Annotated in this window: 14 protein-coding genes and 1 other RNA gene; 8 read left to right on the top strand and 7 right to left on the bottom strand. The window is 71.5% G+C overall.

Features of this window, described 5'->3' with window-relative positions:
- Positions 1–47: 47 nt before the first annotated feature.
- Entirely contained in the window at positions 48–1,019 is a 972-nt protein-coding gene (locus JDV09_RS05655; RefSeq protein ID WP_221368116.1) for a cobalamin biosynthesis protein, read from the top strand.
- Here JDV09_RS05655 and JDV09_RS05660 read toward each other — a convergent pair.
- From JDV09_RS05660 to JDV09_RS05670, 3 genes are read right to left on the bottom strand one after another with little or no spacing between them, the layout of a single operon-like run.
- Positions 973–1,794 carry an SURF1 family cytochrome oxidase biogenesis protein gene (locus tag JDV09_RS05660; RefSeq protein WP_221368117.1) on the bottom strand — a complete coding sequence of 274 codons (822 nt, stop codon included), beginning with the start codon at positions 1,792–1,794 and terminating at the stop codon, positions 973–975. The genes JDV09_RS05655 and JDV09_RS05660 overlap by 47 nt on opposite strands.
- Positions 1,794–2,312 (bottom strand): low molecular weight protein-tyrosine-phosphatase, encoded by a 519-nt coding sequence (locus tag JDV09_RS05665; protein WP_308124018.1) that lies wholly within the window; start codon positions 2,310–2,312, stop codon positions 1,794–1,796. The genes JDV09_RS05660 and JDV09_RS05665 overlap by 1 nt, the downstream gene beginning before the upstream one ends.
- On the bottom strand, positions 2,305–2,991 hold the full coding sequence (locus JDV09_RS05670) for an HAD-IA family hydrolase (protein ID WP_308124019.1): 687 nt from the start codon (positions 2,989–2,991) through the stop codon (positions 2,305–2,307). The genes JDV09_RS05665 and JDV09_RS05670 overlap by 8 nt, the downstream gene beginning before the upstream one ends.
- 90 nt (positions 2,992–3,081) lie before the next feature.
- Between JDV09_RS05670 and JDV09_RS05675 the strand changes: the two genes are divergently transcribed.
- Genes JDV09_RS05675 through JDV09_RS05685 form a run of 3 tightly spaced genes read left to right on the top strand, consistent with a single transcriptional unit; the run spans position 3,082 to position 6,052 of the window.
- Entirely contained in the window at positions 3,082–4,209 is a 1,128-nt protein-coding gene (locus JDV09_RS05675) for a Nif3-like dinuclear metal center hexameric protein (RefSeq protein WP_221368120.1), read from the top strand.
- Positions 4,206–4,943, top strand: coding sequence for a zinc ribbon domain-containing protein (locus JDV09_RS05680; protein ID WP_221368121.1), 738 nt, complete (start codon positions 4,206–4,208; stop codon positions 4,941–4,943). The genes JDV09_RS05675 and JDV09_RS05680 overlap by 4 nt, the downstream gene beginning before the upstream one ends.
- Positions 4,940–6,052 carry a bifunctional RNase H/acid phosphatase gene (locus JDV09_RS05685; protein WP_221368122.1) on the top strand — a complete coding sequence of 371 codons (1,113 nt, stop codon included), beginning with the start codon at positions 4,940–4,942 and terminating at the stop codon, positions 6,050–6,052. The genes JDV09_RS05680 and JDV09_RS05685 overlap by 4 nt, the downstream gene beginning before the upstream one ends.
- Here JDV09_RS05685 and JDV09_RS05690 read toward each other — a convergent pair.
- Positions 6,043–6,624 (bottom strand): helix-turn-helix domain-containing protein, encoded by a 582-nt coding sequence (locus JDV09_RS05690; protein ID WP_221368123.1) that lies wholly within the window; start codon positions 6,622–6,624, stop codon positions 6,043–6,045. The genes JDV09_RS05685 and JDV09_RS05690 overlap by 10 nt on opposite strands.
- A gap of 47 nt (positions 6,625–6,671) precedes the next feature.
- On the opposite strand from JDV09_RS05690, the gene JDV09_RS05695 reads away from it, so the two are divergent.
- Together JDV09_RS05695 and JDV09_RS05700 are read left to right on the top strand one after the other, a co-directional pair.
- On the top strand, positions 6,672–7,583 hold the full coding sequence (locus tag JDV09_RS05695; protein WP_221368124.1) for an NAD(P)/FAD-dependent oxidoreductase: 912 nt from the start codon (positions 6,672–6,674) through the stop codon (positions 7,581–7,583).
- A gap of 1 nt (position 7,584) precedes the next feature.
- On the top strand, positions 7,585–8,256 hold the full coding sequence (locus JDV09_RS05700) for a class I SAM-dependent methyltransferase (RefSeq protein ID WP_221368125.1): 672 nt from the start codon (positions 7,585–7,587) through the stop codon (positions 8,254–8,256).
- Here JDV09_RS05700 and JDV09_RS05705 read toward each other — a convergent pair whose 3' ends face one another.
- Complete coding sequence (locus JDV09_RS05705) at positions 8,257–9,732, bottom strand: glutamate-cysteine ligase family protein (RefSeq protein ID WP_221368126.1); 1,476 nt, start codon at positions 9,730–9,732, stop codon at positions 8,257–8,259.
- Positions 9,733–9,978: 246 nt separating this feature from the next.
- On the opposite strand from JDV09_RS05705, the gene JDV09_RS05710 reads away from it, so the two are divergent.
- Positions 9,979–10,338: a hypothetical protein gene (locus JDV09_RS05710; RefSeq protein ID WP_221368127.1), complete on the top strand. Its 360-nt coding sequence runs from the start codon at positions 9,979–9,981 to the stop codon at positions 10,336–10,338.
- A gap of 179 nt (positions 10,339–10,517) precedes the next feature.
- Here JDV09_RS05710 and JDV09_RS05715 read toward each other — a convergent pair whose 3' ends face one another.
- Positions 10,518–10,934 carry a DUF1330 domain-containing protein gene (locus JDV09_RS05715; protein WP_221368128.1) on the bottom strand — a complete coding sequence of 139 codons (417 nt, stop codon included), beginning with the start codon at positions 10,932–10,934 and terminating at the stop codon, positions 10,518–10,520.
- Positions 10,935–11,040: 106 nt separating this feature from the next.
- Here JDV09_RS05715 and rnpB point away from each other — a divergent pair.
- An RNA gene (gene rnpB, locus JDV09_RS05720) (RNase P RNA component class A) lies at positions 11,041–11,482 on the top strand.
- A gap of 22 nt (positions 11,483–11,504) precedes the next feature.
- Here the strand turns inward: rnpB and JDV09_RS05725 are convergent.
- Complete coding sequence (locus JDV09_RS05725) at positions 11,505–12,998, bottom strand: CYTH and CHAD domain-containing protein (RefSeq protein ID WP_221368129.1); 1,494 nt, start codon at positions 12,996–12,998, stop codon at positions 11,505–11,507.
- Positions 12,999–13,078: the final 80 nt, after the last annotated feature.

Below are 13,078 nucleotides of genomic sequence, written 5' to 3' on the forward strand. Positions count from 1 at the left end.
GCGGACCTGTCCGGTCCGCCAGGCCCGCCCTGTGAGACGCTGCCGGGGTGCATGAACCAGGTGGCCGGGCCCGCGCGGCCGGGATCGCCGCAGGGGTGCTGGCCGATGCGGTGTTCGGCGACCCCCGGCAAGGCCATCCGGTCGCGCTGTTCGGCGGCGGTGCAGCGGCTTTGGAGCGCTACACCTATCGCGACGACCGGTTCACCGGGGCCCTGCACGCCGGCGTTCTGCTGGCGGCGGTGACCGCCACGGGTGTGCTGGTCGAGCGGGCGGGTGGGCGCAGCGCTCTGCGGGAGGCGGGCGCGGTCGCCGCGGCGACGTTCGTCGCGGCCGGCGGGACCTCGCTGTGCCGCACCGGCGACCAGATGGCCGCCCTGCTGTCGTCCGGCGACGTCGTCGGGGCGCGGCAGCTGCTGCCCTCGCTGTGCGGGCGAGACCCGTCGGTGCTCGACGCCGCCGGGCTGACCCGCGCCGCGCTCGAGTCGATCGCCGAGAACACCTCCGACGCCCAGGTCGGGCCGCTGCTGTGGGCCGCGGTCGGCGGGACGCCCGCGGTGCTGGCCTACCGGGCCGCCAACACGCTGGACGCGATGATCGGCCACCGCTCCCCGCGCTATGCACGGTTCGGTTGGGCCGCGGCCAAGATCGACGATCTGGCCAACCTGGCGGCGGCGCGGCTGACCGGCCTGTGCGTCGCGGTGTGCGCCCCGCTGGTCGGCGGGTCGCCGGCCGCTGCGGTGCGGGCGTGGCGCCGTGATGCGTCCAAGCACCCCAGCCCGAACGCCGGTGTGGCCGAGGCGTCGTTCGCCGGCGCGCTGGGGGTCCGCCTCGGTGGGCCCACCCAGTACGCCCACGAGCTGGAGATCCGCCCGACGCTCGGTGACGGCCGTGTCCCGCAGGTGGCCGACCTCACCCGCGCGGTGCGGTTGTCCCGTGCGGTTCAGCTGCTTGCGGCGGCCCTGCTGGTCGGTGTCAGCGCCGCCTGCCGTAGCGGTCGGCGAGCTTCTCCTCGGTGCTGAGCGGGGCGGCGGGTTCCCGTGCCGCAGCGGCCTCCCGATCGCGGCGGCGGGCCTGCCACTCGGCGTAGACGAAGTAGCCGACCCCGATGGGCGCGATGATGCCGAACGCGATCCACTGGATCCCGTAGGACAGGAACGGTCCGGCGTCGAGGTGGGGCAGCGGGACGGCGCCGAGTCCGCCCGGCTGGCCCTCGGTCAGCTGCAGATAGGACCCGGCCAGCGGCACGCCGGTCAGCGCGGAGATCTGGCCGGTGTTGATCGAGTACACCTGCTGCACGCCGTCGGCCCGGAAGGGTTCCTTGCCGGTGGCCACGGACTCGGGATCGCGCAGCCGGGCGGTGATGGTGACCGTGCCGGCCGGGGGCGGATCGATCGCGGGGACCCGCGAGCCACCCTCGGGCCGCACGTATCCGCGGTCGACCAGCACGGTCGGTCCGCCGTCCACCTCGAACGGCACCAGCACCTCGAAGGCCGGATCGCCGTCGACCAGCCGCAGCCGGGCCACCACCTGCTTGTCGGCCAGATACCGGCCCGATGCGGTGACCCGCTGCCACTGCTCGTCGGGTGCGGAGGAGTCCTGCCCGGGCAGCACCGAGGTCAGCGCGACCGGCTCGGCGTCCAGTGACCGCGAGATCTGCGCGTTCTCCCGCGAGGTCGTGGTGTTCTTGCCGAGCTGCCAGGGCGCCAGCACCGTGAAGCACAGGTAGGCGAATCCGATCACCACCACGAACAACGCCAGCCACTGTGGTCGCAGCAGGAATGCCCACCGGCGCATCAGCCCGCCGCCTCCCGCTCGGCGAGCCGGGCGTCCACCCAGCCGTGCAGGCCGGGCAGCGCGGCGTCGATGACGGTGAACACGTCCTCGAAGTCGTCCCGGGTGCCGTAGTACGGGTCCTCGACGTCGAGCACGTGCGCCCCCGAGCGGGGATCGAACGAGCGCAGCATCCGCAGTCGCTCGGCGGGCACCCCCAGGTGCTGCAGCATGCGCAGGTGGTTGCGTCCCAGCGCGACCACCAGGTCGGCGGCCAGATGGTCGTCGCCGAGCTGGGTGGCCCGGTGCCCGGTCGGGTAGCCGTGGCCGCGCAGGACGTCGCCGGCCCGGCGGTCGGCGGGTTCGCCCTGGTGCCAGTCGCCGGTGCCCGCGCTGCTCACCCGCACCACACCGGCCAGCCCGCGCTCGCCGATCTGATGGGCGAACATCTTCTCCGCCATCGGGCTGCGGCAGATGTTGCCCGAGCAGATGAACGTGACGTGCAGGCGCCCGGCCTCTGCCGGCCCGCCGGCGCTAGACACCCAACACCCCGCGCAGCTCGCCGATCGTCGCCACATGGGCCAGCGCGCCGCTCGGGCCCGGCCCGAAGTCGTCGTCACCGTATCCCCAGCCGACCACGACGGTGCCGATGCCGTGCTCGGCGGCGCCCTCCACGTCGTGGCTGCGGTCACCGATCATCACCACCCGGTCGGGCAGTGGAGACAGCTGCGCCAGCGCGTGGGCCAGCACCTCGGCCTTCGACGAGCGGGTTCCGTCGACGGTGGCGCCCGCGATCACCTCGAAGCAGGCGTCCAGATCGAAGTGGCCGAGGATCCGCTGTGCGGTCGGTTCCGCCTTCGAGGTGGCCACCGCCAGCCGTACCCCGGCGGCCAGCAGGTCGGTGAGCAGCGCGGGGATGCCCTCGAACGGGCGGTTCATCGCCCAGCCCCGCGCGGTGTAGTCGGCCCGGTAGGCGGACATCGCGGCATCGGCGCGCTCGCCCAGGCCGAGTTCGCGCAGCGTCAGATGCATCGGTGGGCCGACGATCCTGCCGACCAGGTCACCGTCGGGAACGGCGGCGCCGACGGTCTGCAGGGCATGGCGGAAGCTCGCGACGATGCCCTCGGCCGAATCGGTCAGGGTGCCGTCCAGGTCGAAGATCACCAGGTCGCCGCTGCCCACCCGGGCGGCGCTGTGCGGGGTGTCCACCGTGTCTGTCACCCCGCCATTGTCCCTGAATCCCCGGCGACGCCCGCGATCGGTCGGCGGTCGATGGACGGCGCGGGTGGACCCGAGCATTAGTGTCGTGATGTGGCGACCCGACTCGGCGACATCATCGACGTGCTCGACGCTGCCTACCCGCCGGGGCTCGCCGAGAGCTGGGACTCGGTCGGGCTGGTGTGCGGCGACCCGTCGGAACAGGTCGAGTCGGTGACCGTCGCCGTCGACGCCACCGCGGCCGTGCTGGCGCAGGTGCCCGACCGCGGGCTGCTGCTGGCCCACCACCCGCTGTTGTTGCGCGGGTTCAACTCGGTGTCGGCCGACACCGCCAAGGGTGCGCTGATCCACTCGATGATCCGCACCGGACGGGCGTTGTTCACCGCGCACACCAATGCCGACCGCGCCTCTCCCGGCGTCTCCGACGCGCTGGCCGCGGCACTGGGGCTGCAGGTCTGCGACGTGCTGGTGCCGGCGCCCACCGGCCCGCTGCTCGACAAGTGGGTGGTGTTCGTCCCGGCCGCCGACGCCGGGGCGGTGCGCGCGGCGATGTTCGGTGCGGGCGCCGGGCAGATCGGCGACTATGCACAGTGGAGCTGGACGGTGCCCGGCACCGGGCAGTTCCTGCCGCTGGACGGCGCCGCACCCGCGATCGGCACCGTGGGCAGCGTCGAGAAGGTGTCCGAGGACCGGGTGGAGATGGTGGCGCCGCCGGCGCGGCGCGCGGCGGTGCTCGCGGCGCTGCGTGCCGCGCACCCGTACGAGGAGCCGGCCTTCGACATCATCGCGCTGCAGACCCCGACCGGTGACGTCGGGCTCGGCCGGATCGCCGAACTGCCCGGCCCGGAACCTCTTTCGGCGTTCGTCGACCGGGTGCGCGCTGGGCTGCCGGCGACATCGTGGGGGGTGCGCGCCAGCGGGGACCCGACGGCGCCGGTGTCGCGGGTGGCGGTGTGCGGCGGAGCGGGTGATTCGCTGCTGGCGACCGCGGCTCGGGCGGGCGTGCAGGCCTACGTCACCGCAGACCTGCGCCACCACCCCGCCGACGAGCATCGCCGGGTGTCCGACGTCGCACTGGTCGACGTGGCGCACTGGGCCAGTGAGTTTCCGTGGTGTGCGCAGGCGGCCGGGCTGCTGCGCAGCCATTTCGGTGCGGCGTTGCCGGTGACGGTGTCCGACGTGCGCACCGACCCTTGGAATGTCGAAGGAAGCGGTAGATGAAAGCTGATGTGACTCAACAGCAGTCACTGCTCGAGCTGGCCCTGCTGGATGCCGAGATCGGCCGGATCGAACACCGGACGAAGAACCTCGTCGAGCAGGCGGCGCTGGACGACGCGCAGAGCGCGCTGCGCGAGGCCAACGACCGGCTGGCCGCCCTGCAGATCGCGCTGGAGGACATCGACGCCCAGGTGGCCAAGTTCGAGACCGAGATCGACGGCGTGCGTCAGCGTGAGGACCGCGATCGTGCGCTGCTGGACGGCGGCACCGTCGACGCCAAGCAGCTCACCGAACTGCAACACGAGCTGGACACGTTGCAGCGCCGCCAGGCCAGCCTGGAGGATTTGCAGCTGGAGGTGATGGAGCGCCGCGAGGAGCTGGCCGCCGAACAGGTCCGCGAGCTGGCCGCGGTCGACGATCTGCAGAGCGTCCTGACCGATGCGCAACGGGCCTGTGACGAGGCCCGCACGGATCTGGCGCAGCAGCGGCACCAGTCGGTGACCCGCCGCGATGCGCTGGTCGCCGCGATCGACGAGGCACTGGCGTCGCTCTACGAGCGCCAGCGCGCCCGCGGCGGTGTCGGCGCCGGCCAGCTGCAGGGCCGTCGCTGCGGCGCGTGCCGGATCGAGATCGACAAGGGGGAGCTGGCGCGCATCGCCGCAGCCGCCGACGACGACGTGCTGCGCTGCCCGGAGTGTTCGGCGATCCTGTTGCGGGTCAAGGGGCCCGGCGCGTGAAGGTGCGGTTGGAGGCCGACGGCGGCTCGCGCGGCAACCCCGGGCCCGCGGGCTACGGCGCGGTGGTGCTGACGGCCGACCGGGGTTCGGTGCTGGCCGAGGCGAAGTCGGCGATCGGATGGGCCACCAACAACGTCGCCGAGTACCGCGGTCTGATCGCTGGCCTGGCGGCCGCCGCCGGCGTCGGCGCCACCGAGGTGGACGTGTACATGGATTCCAAGCTGGTCGTCGAGCAGATGTCCGGGCGGTGGCGGGTCAAGCACCCCGATCTCGCGGCGCTGTACCAGCAGGCCCGCGAGGCGGCCCGGGGTTTCGACCGGGTCGACTACACCTGGATCCCGCGCGAGAAGAACAAGCATGCCGACGGACTGGCCAACGAGGCCATGGACGCCGCGGTCGAGTCCGCCGACTCCGGGGGCGCCCACGACCCCGTCGTCGACGATCCGCCCGCGAAGACTGAGGTGGTGACCAATCCGGCCGGCTGGACGGGCGCCAGGGGAGCACCGACCCGGCTGTTGCTGCTGCGGCACGGACAGACCGAGCTTTCGGTGGCGCGTCGCTACTCCGGGCGCGGCAACCCGGCGCTGACCGACCTGGGCGTCCGGCAGGCGGCCGCGGCGGCGCGATATCTCGGCGAGAAGGGCGGGATCGACGCGGTGCTGTCCTCGCCGCTGCAACGTGCTTATGACACCGCGGCGGCGGCGGCCAAGTCGCTGGGCCGCGACGTCGAGATCGACGACGATCTGATCGAGACCGACTTCGGCGACTGGGAGGGGCTCACGTTCGGCGAGGCGGCCGAACGTGATCCGGCCCTGCACCGCAGCTGGCTGCGTGACACCGCGGTCGCGCCGCCGGGCGGTGAGAGCTTCGACGCCGTCGCCGCCCGCGTGCGTGCGGCGCAGCACCGGATCGTCGACGAACACGCCGGCCAGACGGTCCTGGTGGTGTCGCATGTGACACCGATCAAGTCGCTGTTGCGAATGGCGCTCGACGCCGGCCCGGGGATCCTCTACCGGCTGCATCTGGATCTCGCGTCGCTGTCGATCGCCGAGTTCTATCCGGACGGCGCGGCCTCGGTGCGCCTGGTCAACCAGACCGGCTATCTGTGATCGGTGTGCAGGTGCACGCGTTCACCGTGTAGCCCGAACAACGCGATGGCCTCGACGGGCCCGTCGACGACCCCGAACCAGTGCGGTGTCCAGGTGGAGAACTCCACGGCCTCACCGGGATCGATGGTGAAGTCGCGCTCGCCGAGAAGCAGTCGCAACCGCCCGGACAGCACGTACATCCAGTCGTGGCCCTCGTGCACCGGCAGCTCGTCGGGAGGGGTGCGCCGTCGCGCGCTGATCCGGATCTTGTACGCGTGCAGGCCGCCGGCGGGGCCCTGTCCGGTCAACGGCCAGAAGGTGATCAGGTTGTGTGTGTGCGCGCCGCCGCGCACCCGCGGGTCGTCGACCTCCGGTGCGCGCAACAGTTCGTCGGCCGACACCGAGAGGGCCCCGGCCAGCCGGGGGAGGTGGTCGAGGGCCAGCCTGCGCTTGCCGGATTCCAGCCGGCTCAACGTGGAGACGTCGATCGCCGACCGCCCGGCGACGTCCTCCAGGGTCATCCCCCGCTGGAGGCGCAACTCGCGCAGTCGGCGGCGGACCCGGGCGTCGACGTCGTCATTGTTTGCCTGCATGGCAATTGATATTGGCATCTTCGAACCTGCTCGGGCAAGGTCGAGGCATGGACAAGCGCTGGGAGTGCGTGATCGTCGGCGGCGGAGCGGCCGGGCTGAGCGCGGCGTTGGTGCTGGGCCGGGCCCGTCGTCGCACGCTGCTCGTGGACGCCGGCTCGCCGAGCAACCTCGCCGCGCACGGCGTCGGCGGGTTGCTCGGCTTCGACGGGGTACCGCCGGGCGAGTTGTACGCCAGGGGCCGCCGCGAGCTGGCCGGATATCCGTCGGTCGAGGTGCGCGCCGGGCAGGTGGCCGGCGCCTCGAGCGCCGACGGCGGCTTCACGGTGCGGCTTGAGGACGGCGCCGCCGAGGACACCGAGCGGATCCTGCTGGCCACCGGCATGCGCTACGACGCCCCGCAGTTGCCCGGACTCGACGAGCTGTGGGGCCGATCGGTGTTTCACTGCCCGTTCTGCCACGGGTGGGAGGTGCGCGATCAGCCGCTGGCGGTGTTCGCGCAGGGGGAGCGGGCCGTGCACATGGCGCTGCTGTTGCGTGGATGGAGCGACGACGTGGTGGTGCTGACCGGCGGACCACCGGATCTGACGGTGGCCGACCGCGAACGGTTGGCCGTCGCGGGGATCCCGGTCGACGAGCGCGTGATCGCCGGGTTGGCCTCTGCCGGTGGCGAACTCGATGCGGTGGTGTTCGCCGACGGCTCGCGCTATCGGCGGTCGGGCCTGTTGGTGGCCACCACGCTGCGCCAGCGCAGCACGCTGGCCGCCGACCTGGGGGTCAGGCTCGTCGCGGCCGGACCGGTATCGCCGGAGGCGGTGGAGATCAACGCGATGTACCGGACATCGGTGCCCGGCGTGTTCGCCGCGGGCGATGTGTGTACCGCGATGCCGCAGGTGGCCTCGGCCATCGCGGCCGGATCGGCCGCGGCGGCGTCGGTGATGACGAGCGTGACGGAGGGATGAAATGACACGCGCAGGTCGCGAAGGAGAGGAGCAGCAGGTGTCGTCGGAAGCGAAGCAGCACTGGGAGAGCCGTTACGGCGAGCGGGACCGGATCTGGAGCGGGCGGGTCAACGCCCGGCTCGCCGAGGTGGCCGCGGAACTGCCACCGGGACGCGCGCTGGACCTGGGGTGCGGCGAGGGCGCCGATGCGCTCTGGCTGGCCGAGCGCGGCTGGCAGGTGGTCGGGGTCGACATCTCCGAGACCGCGCTGTCGCGCGCCGCGGCCGAGGCGAAGGCCCGTGGGCTGGCCGATCGGGTGCGGTTCGTGCCGATGAACCTGTCCGACGACTTCCCCGACGGGGCGTTCGACCTGGTGTCGGCGCAGTTCCTGCATTCGATGGTGCACCTGGACCGCGACCGCATCTTCACCCGCGCCGCGCGCGCTGTCGCACCGGGTGGCACGCTGCTCATCGTCGATCACGGTGCGGCACCGCCGTGGGCCGCCGCGGCCGTGCACGACCACGTGTTCAACAGCGCCGACGAGGTCGCCGGGGCCCTCGATCTCGGCGCCGGGCGGTGGGAACGGGTCTACGTCGGATCGGTCGAGCGGGATGCGGTCGGACCCGACGGGCAGACCGCCGTGCTGACCGACAACGTGATCGTGCTGCGCCGCGCGGCGGCTACCCTCGCCTGATCACGGCAGCGGCCACTCGTGCACCGGGGCGCCGGTGCCGGCGTTCTCGACGTAGCGGCGCGTCATCTCGTGCAGCGCGGTGATGCGTCCCTGGCCGCGTCCGTGCAGGTGGTGCACCGTGGCGGTCTGCCAGGCCGCACCGTTGCGGCCGCGACGGACCCGTTCGTCGATCACGCGCAGGTAGCGGTCGCGCTCGTCGCCGGCGATGCCCCACGCGTCGAGGCCGGACGCCGCGGCCGGCAGCAGCACGTCGCAGACCAGACGTTCGACGGTGTGATCGGCGCCCAGCCAGGTCAACTCGGCCGACAGGCCGTCGCGCGCACCCCGGTGCAGATTTCGTTCGGCCAGCTCGAACGGGGTCTGCCGGTACGGGGCGACGCCGCCGTCCACGATCGCGCGCACGAGCCCGTAGTAGAAGGCGGCGTTGGCGACCATGTCGACGGCCGTCGGTCCACTGGGTAGCACCCGGTTCTCGATGCGCAGGTGCGGCCGGCCGTCCTGGACGTCGTAGACCGCCCGGTTCCACCACCACACGGTGCCGTTGTGCAGTCGCAGCTCGTGCAGCGCCGGGGTGCGGCCCGACGCCAGGGCGGCGTCGGGATCCTCGCCCTCCAGGGTCGGGAAGAGTGGCTGGTAGAGCCGGACCAGGTCGTCGAACGGTGCGACCGGATCGTCGATCCAACCTTCGCCGAGTTGCACCCGCGCGGCGGCGTGGGTTTTGATCTGACGGCGCCCGCGGGTGTCGAACAGCTTCTCCAGCAGCGGGATTCGTGACTCCTGCCAGGCGTGCCTGGCCAGCAGGAACGGCGAGTTCGCCGCGACGGCCACCTGGACCCCGGCGATCAGCTCCGCGGCGTTGAAGTAGTCGGCGAACTGCTCCGGGGTCACCCGCAGGTGAAGTTGCAGGCTGGTCGCGCAGGCCTCCGGTGCGACGGAGTCCGGAGCGAAGTCCACCGGTTCGGCCCCGTCGGGGATGTGCACCCGGAACGGTCGGTGGCGTGCGGCGCGCATGCGCTTGCTCATCAGCGCATACCGCGGATTGGCGGAGATCCGCTCGCCGGTGAGGTGATCGGCGCCGGCGGTCGGCAGCATGCCGACCGAGATGATCCGCGCCCCCAGCGGCGCGATCCGGCCCGCGGATTCGGTCAGCACATCGGTGAGCACCCGCTCGCTGTCGCGCAGCACGTGACCGCTCAGCAGCGCCGGGGCCAGGTTGTACTCGATGTTGAACTGTCCGAGTTCGTGTTTCATGTCTGCCCGGTGCAGCCGGGCCAGCACCGCATCGTTGATCAGCCGGGGTCGTCCCAGTGGGTCGATGAGGTCGAGCTCGACCTCCATACCCATGGTGTCCCGGTGTCCGGTGAACGCGCCGGTGGCGAGCATCTGCCGTAGTGCCGCCACGGAACGCTCGAGCCGGTGGTGGACCTCGTCGGCGTGTCCGAGGACCAAGGCCGATTCATCTACCCGGTCACCCACAGCGCATCTCCTCACGCGATAGGTACAGGTGAAACGATATTCGGTGCGGCGCGGCGGCGCATGCCGGTGCGGTGCGTCCGTGTCCCGGATCCGTGCCGCTGCCGGACGCGTCACGGGTGGGCGGCGTGCACCTCTGGGCGGCCCTTGAATAGACAACTACCAGGGTATTTGCCCGCTCCGAAGCCTTGTGGGCGTCCGGTTTCAGAGGATCATTGTTGGTTGGGGGCCGATGAAAGAAGGTAGAAAATGGCTGAAGCTGGAATGTTCGTAGGGTGGGGCCAGCCGACCCGTGGGCGCGAAAAGCAAGCGCTCGACATCTTCAACGAGTCCATGCAGTACTGGGGAGACCTGCAACGAGACGGCGCCATCGAGGGCTTCGACGTGGCCGTCCTGACCCCGCACGGCGCCGAGCTCGGCGGCTACTGCACGTTGAAGGGGACAGAACGACAGATCGACGCGCTGCGTCGTGACGAGCAGTTCCGTCGCTGGGTCAACCGGGTGCAGCTGGTGGCCGACCAGGTGACGGTGGTGGACGCCTACGTCGACGAGGGCCTTGCTCGAGCGCTCGGCGACTACCAGCACGAGCTCGGACATCTGGGGGTCTGAACCGGCTCCCGCGGAAGGAGCGCGCCGGGCGCGCCGATGTGCCCGCAATCATTTAGCTGATGGTGCTCGTCGGCGACCAGTTTCGGTGTGACGGGCGATCTTCGGGGCGGCGATGGCCGCTCCGAAGGTCGCCTGACCCCGAACCCCTGCAGTTCAGGGCCGTCGGCCCGTTCCGTCCGCTAGGCGAGGGGCCGCTCGACCATCGGGATCACCCTGGAGTCTTCCAGCATGGCGATCCGGTGCGGCAGACCCGCCTGAAGCTCGTCGCCGGCGGACAGCGACAGGAACGCATCCAGGGATGGATACCGAACCACTTGCATGACGTCCCACCGCTCGCCGGGAGGACCGATCAGACAGGTTCCGGCGTCGGCCAGGAACACCCGCTTGGCGCCGACCCGGGCCAACAGCGGCTCCATCCCCGCGGCGTAGCGATCGAACAGTGCGCGCCCGCTGACCGGGATCTCCGGTGCAAGCTCCGGATTGGCCGAGTAGTCGGCGATCTCCCGAAGGCGATACAGGTTCAGCATGGTGAACGGGCCGGGGGGAAGTCGGCTCACCATCGCCTCGACGGATTCCTGTGTCGGAACGATGAACATGGTCGGCCTCCATCCGGTCCGGCCATCCTGTCATGTCGGCGGCGCGGCGTCGTACGACGCATTCAGTACCGGTTTCGGCGCCGAACCAGTACCGTGGTGGGGCGGATGAGTCGGCCGGGCGGCCGCGGACCACGTTCCGGCCAGATGGGGGATGACGGTCGGAGCCGGTTCGAGGAAAGTCCGGACTTCGCAGAGCAGGGTGATTGCTAACCGCAATCCGAGGCGACTCGCGGGAAAGTGCCACAGAAAACAGACCGCCACCGCTGAGCCTTCGGGCGATGGGATGGCAAGGGTGAAACGGTGCGGTAAGAGCGCACCAGCGCCCCGGGTGACCGGGGTGGCTCGGCAAACCCCACCCGAAGCAAGGCCAAGAATGCCGCGTGGGGGCGCGCGGCAGCGCAGACACCCGAGGGCTGCTCGCCCGAGTCTGCGGGTAGGCCGCTCGAGGCACCCGGCGACGGTGTGTCCAGATGGATGGTCGCCGCCTCGCCGCCGTGGTTTTGCGCGGCGTCGGGGAACAGAATCCGGCTTACAGGCCGACTCATCCGCCCCTCGGGGCGGTCCGCGGGCTCAGGACCGGCGGACCGACTTGGCCAGCTTCTTCAGCGCCGTCTCGATCTGGGCTTCGCAGCGCACCGCGAGGTCGTGCTCCTGCTGGTACAGCAGGCCGTAGGTGAAGGTGTCTTCGCCTGCAGCGTAAGCCAACTCGGCCTGCCGGCTCAGGTGTGAGCGGCTCACCACACTGTCCTGGTGGTCGCCCAGCAGCGTCTGGATCGTCTTGGCGCTGTCGGCGATCTTGGCCTCCCCGGTGGCCGCGGCGGTGTAGCGAAGCTGCTTGGCACGCTTGCGGATGCGGTGCAACGCTTCGTCGGAGTTGGCGTCGGGATCGGCGGCGGCGGCACGGGCAGCCTTGGCGGCCTTGCGGACTCGTCGGTATGCGGCATCGACCGTCAGTTCGGCGGTCTCCTGGCCGGCGGGCTGCGGTGGCGGCGCCGCCGCGGCGAGCGCTTCGAGTGCGTCCAGCAGCCGGAAGTACCGGTGCGAGCGCATCGCCGTCAGTGACCGCCGCCAGCCGGTCTCGTAGCGCTTCTGGGCGCCCTCGACCAGCCGCTCGCGCACCGGGCCGCGCACGTTGGACTCCGGCAGTGCATCCAGCGCACGCTGGTAGCGCTCGGCCAGCACCTCGGCGTCCCGGGCCAGCCCGAGGACGGCGGCGAGCTCGCGTAGCTCCTCGAGTATCTGCTCGTCGTCGGTGATCCCGAACGAGCCCTCCGAGGACTGAAGCAGGCTGCGGATCTTGCGGGTGGTGACGCGCATCTGGTGCACCGAGTCGTAGACGTCGGAGCGGACTGCGCGATCCCACTCGATCAGCTCCGCGATGTGCTCCGTCACGGCCCGGTGCAGCGGGTCGGTGGGTGCCGCGGGGACGTCCTGCTGGTCCGGGGCGCTGGAGGCGAGCACCCGCGCCAGCTTCGAGCCGTGCCCGGCCGGCAGGGCCCCCGCGTCGAACAGCCGGTTGCTCAGCCGGTCCAGCAGTGTGCCGTCGGCGCCCTCGACCAGCTCCAGTTCCCACTCCCGCCAGTGCTGTTCCTCGCCGCCGACGGCGCTGGCGGTGACCTCGTCGTCGCAGAACTCGGCGACGGCCGACCCGTCGGGGCCGTAGAGCATCTGGACGTTCCTGGTGGTGCTGATCCGGGCCACCGGAGCCAGCGGTCGGTCCCGGACGATCGCCAGCACCACGTCGAGCAGAGCGTCGGGGACCACCGGCGTGTCGGCGTCGTCCAGCGGCGCGCGCACCTCGGTGCGGGTGTCGGGTCCGGCAGGCAACTTCAGGTGCCATCCGGCGTCGGGTCCGCCGGTGCGGCGGCGCAGCGTGATCCGGTGGTGGGCCAGATCCCGACCCGGTGTGTCGAAATAGACAGCGTCGAGCGACTGTGACGGGGACCCCTCGGCGCGGGTGATGGACGCCAAACCGTCGAATGAGGGTGCGACGGTGGACTCGACCACCTCGAACTTGCGCTCGGTCTCCGTGTACCTGGAGGTTTCGGGCGTTTTGGCGGCCATGGTCACCTTTGTCTCGGCGCAGTGGGAGCAACCAAGCGTGCCACACCGAGGTGAACCGGGTGCCACTGCGGCGACGTGAC

Origin of the sequence: Mycolicibacterium xanthum (genome assembly GCF_019710635.1) — a bacterium.
Taxonomy (GTDB): Bacteria; Actinomycetota; Actinomycetes; order Mycobacteriales; family Mycobacteriaceae; genus Mycobacterium; species Mycobacterium xanthum.

What these genes read in the sequence shown, in the direction of transcription:
- JDV09_RS05680 (WP_221368121.1), top strand. Translation starts at nt 4,206, where the DNA reads ATGAAAGCTGATGTGACTCAACAGCAGTCACTGCTCGAGCTGGCCCTG.
- JDV09_RS05715 (WP_221368128.1), bottom strand. Translation starts at nt 10,934, where the DNA reads ATGTTCATCGTTCCGACACAGGAATCCGTCGAGGCGATGGTGAGCCGA.
- JDV09_RS05695 (WP_221368124.1), top strand. Translation starts at nt 6,672, where the DNA reads ATGGACAAGCGCTGGGAGTGCGTGATCGTCGGCGGCGGAGCGGCCGGG.
- JDV09_RS05710 (WP_221368127.1), top strand. Translation starts at nt 9,979, where the DNA reads ATGGCTGAAGCTGGAATGTTCGTAGGGTGGGGCCAGCCGACCCGTGGG.
- JDV09_RS05700 (WP_221368125.1), top strand. Translation starts at nt 7,585, where the DNA reads ATGACACGCGCAGGTCGCGAAGGAGAGGAGCAGCAGGTGTCGTCGGAA.
- JDV09_RS05660 (WP_221368117.1), bottom strand. Translation starts at nt 1,794, where the DNA reads ATGCGCCGGTGGGCATTCCTGCTGCGACCACAGTGGCTGGCGTTGTTC.
- JDV09_RS05690 (WP_221368123.1), bottom strand. Translation starts at nt 6,624, where the DNA reads ATGCAGGCAAACAATGACGACGTCGACGCCCGGGTCCGCCGCCGACTG.
- JDV09_RS05725 (WP_221368129.1), bottom strand. Translation starts at nt 12,998, where the DNA reads ATGGCCGCCAAAACGCCCGAAACCTCCAGGTACACGGAGACCGAGCGC.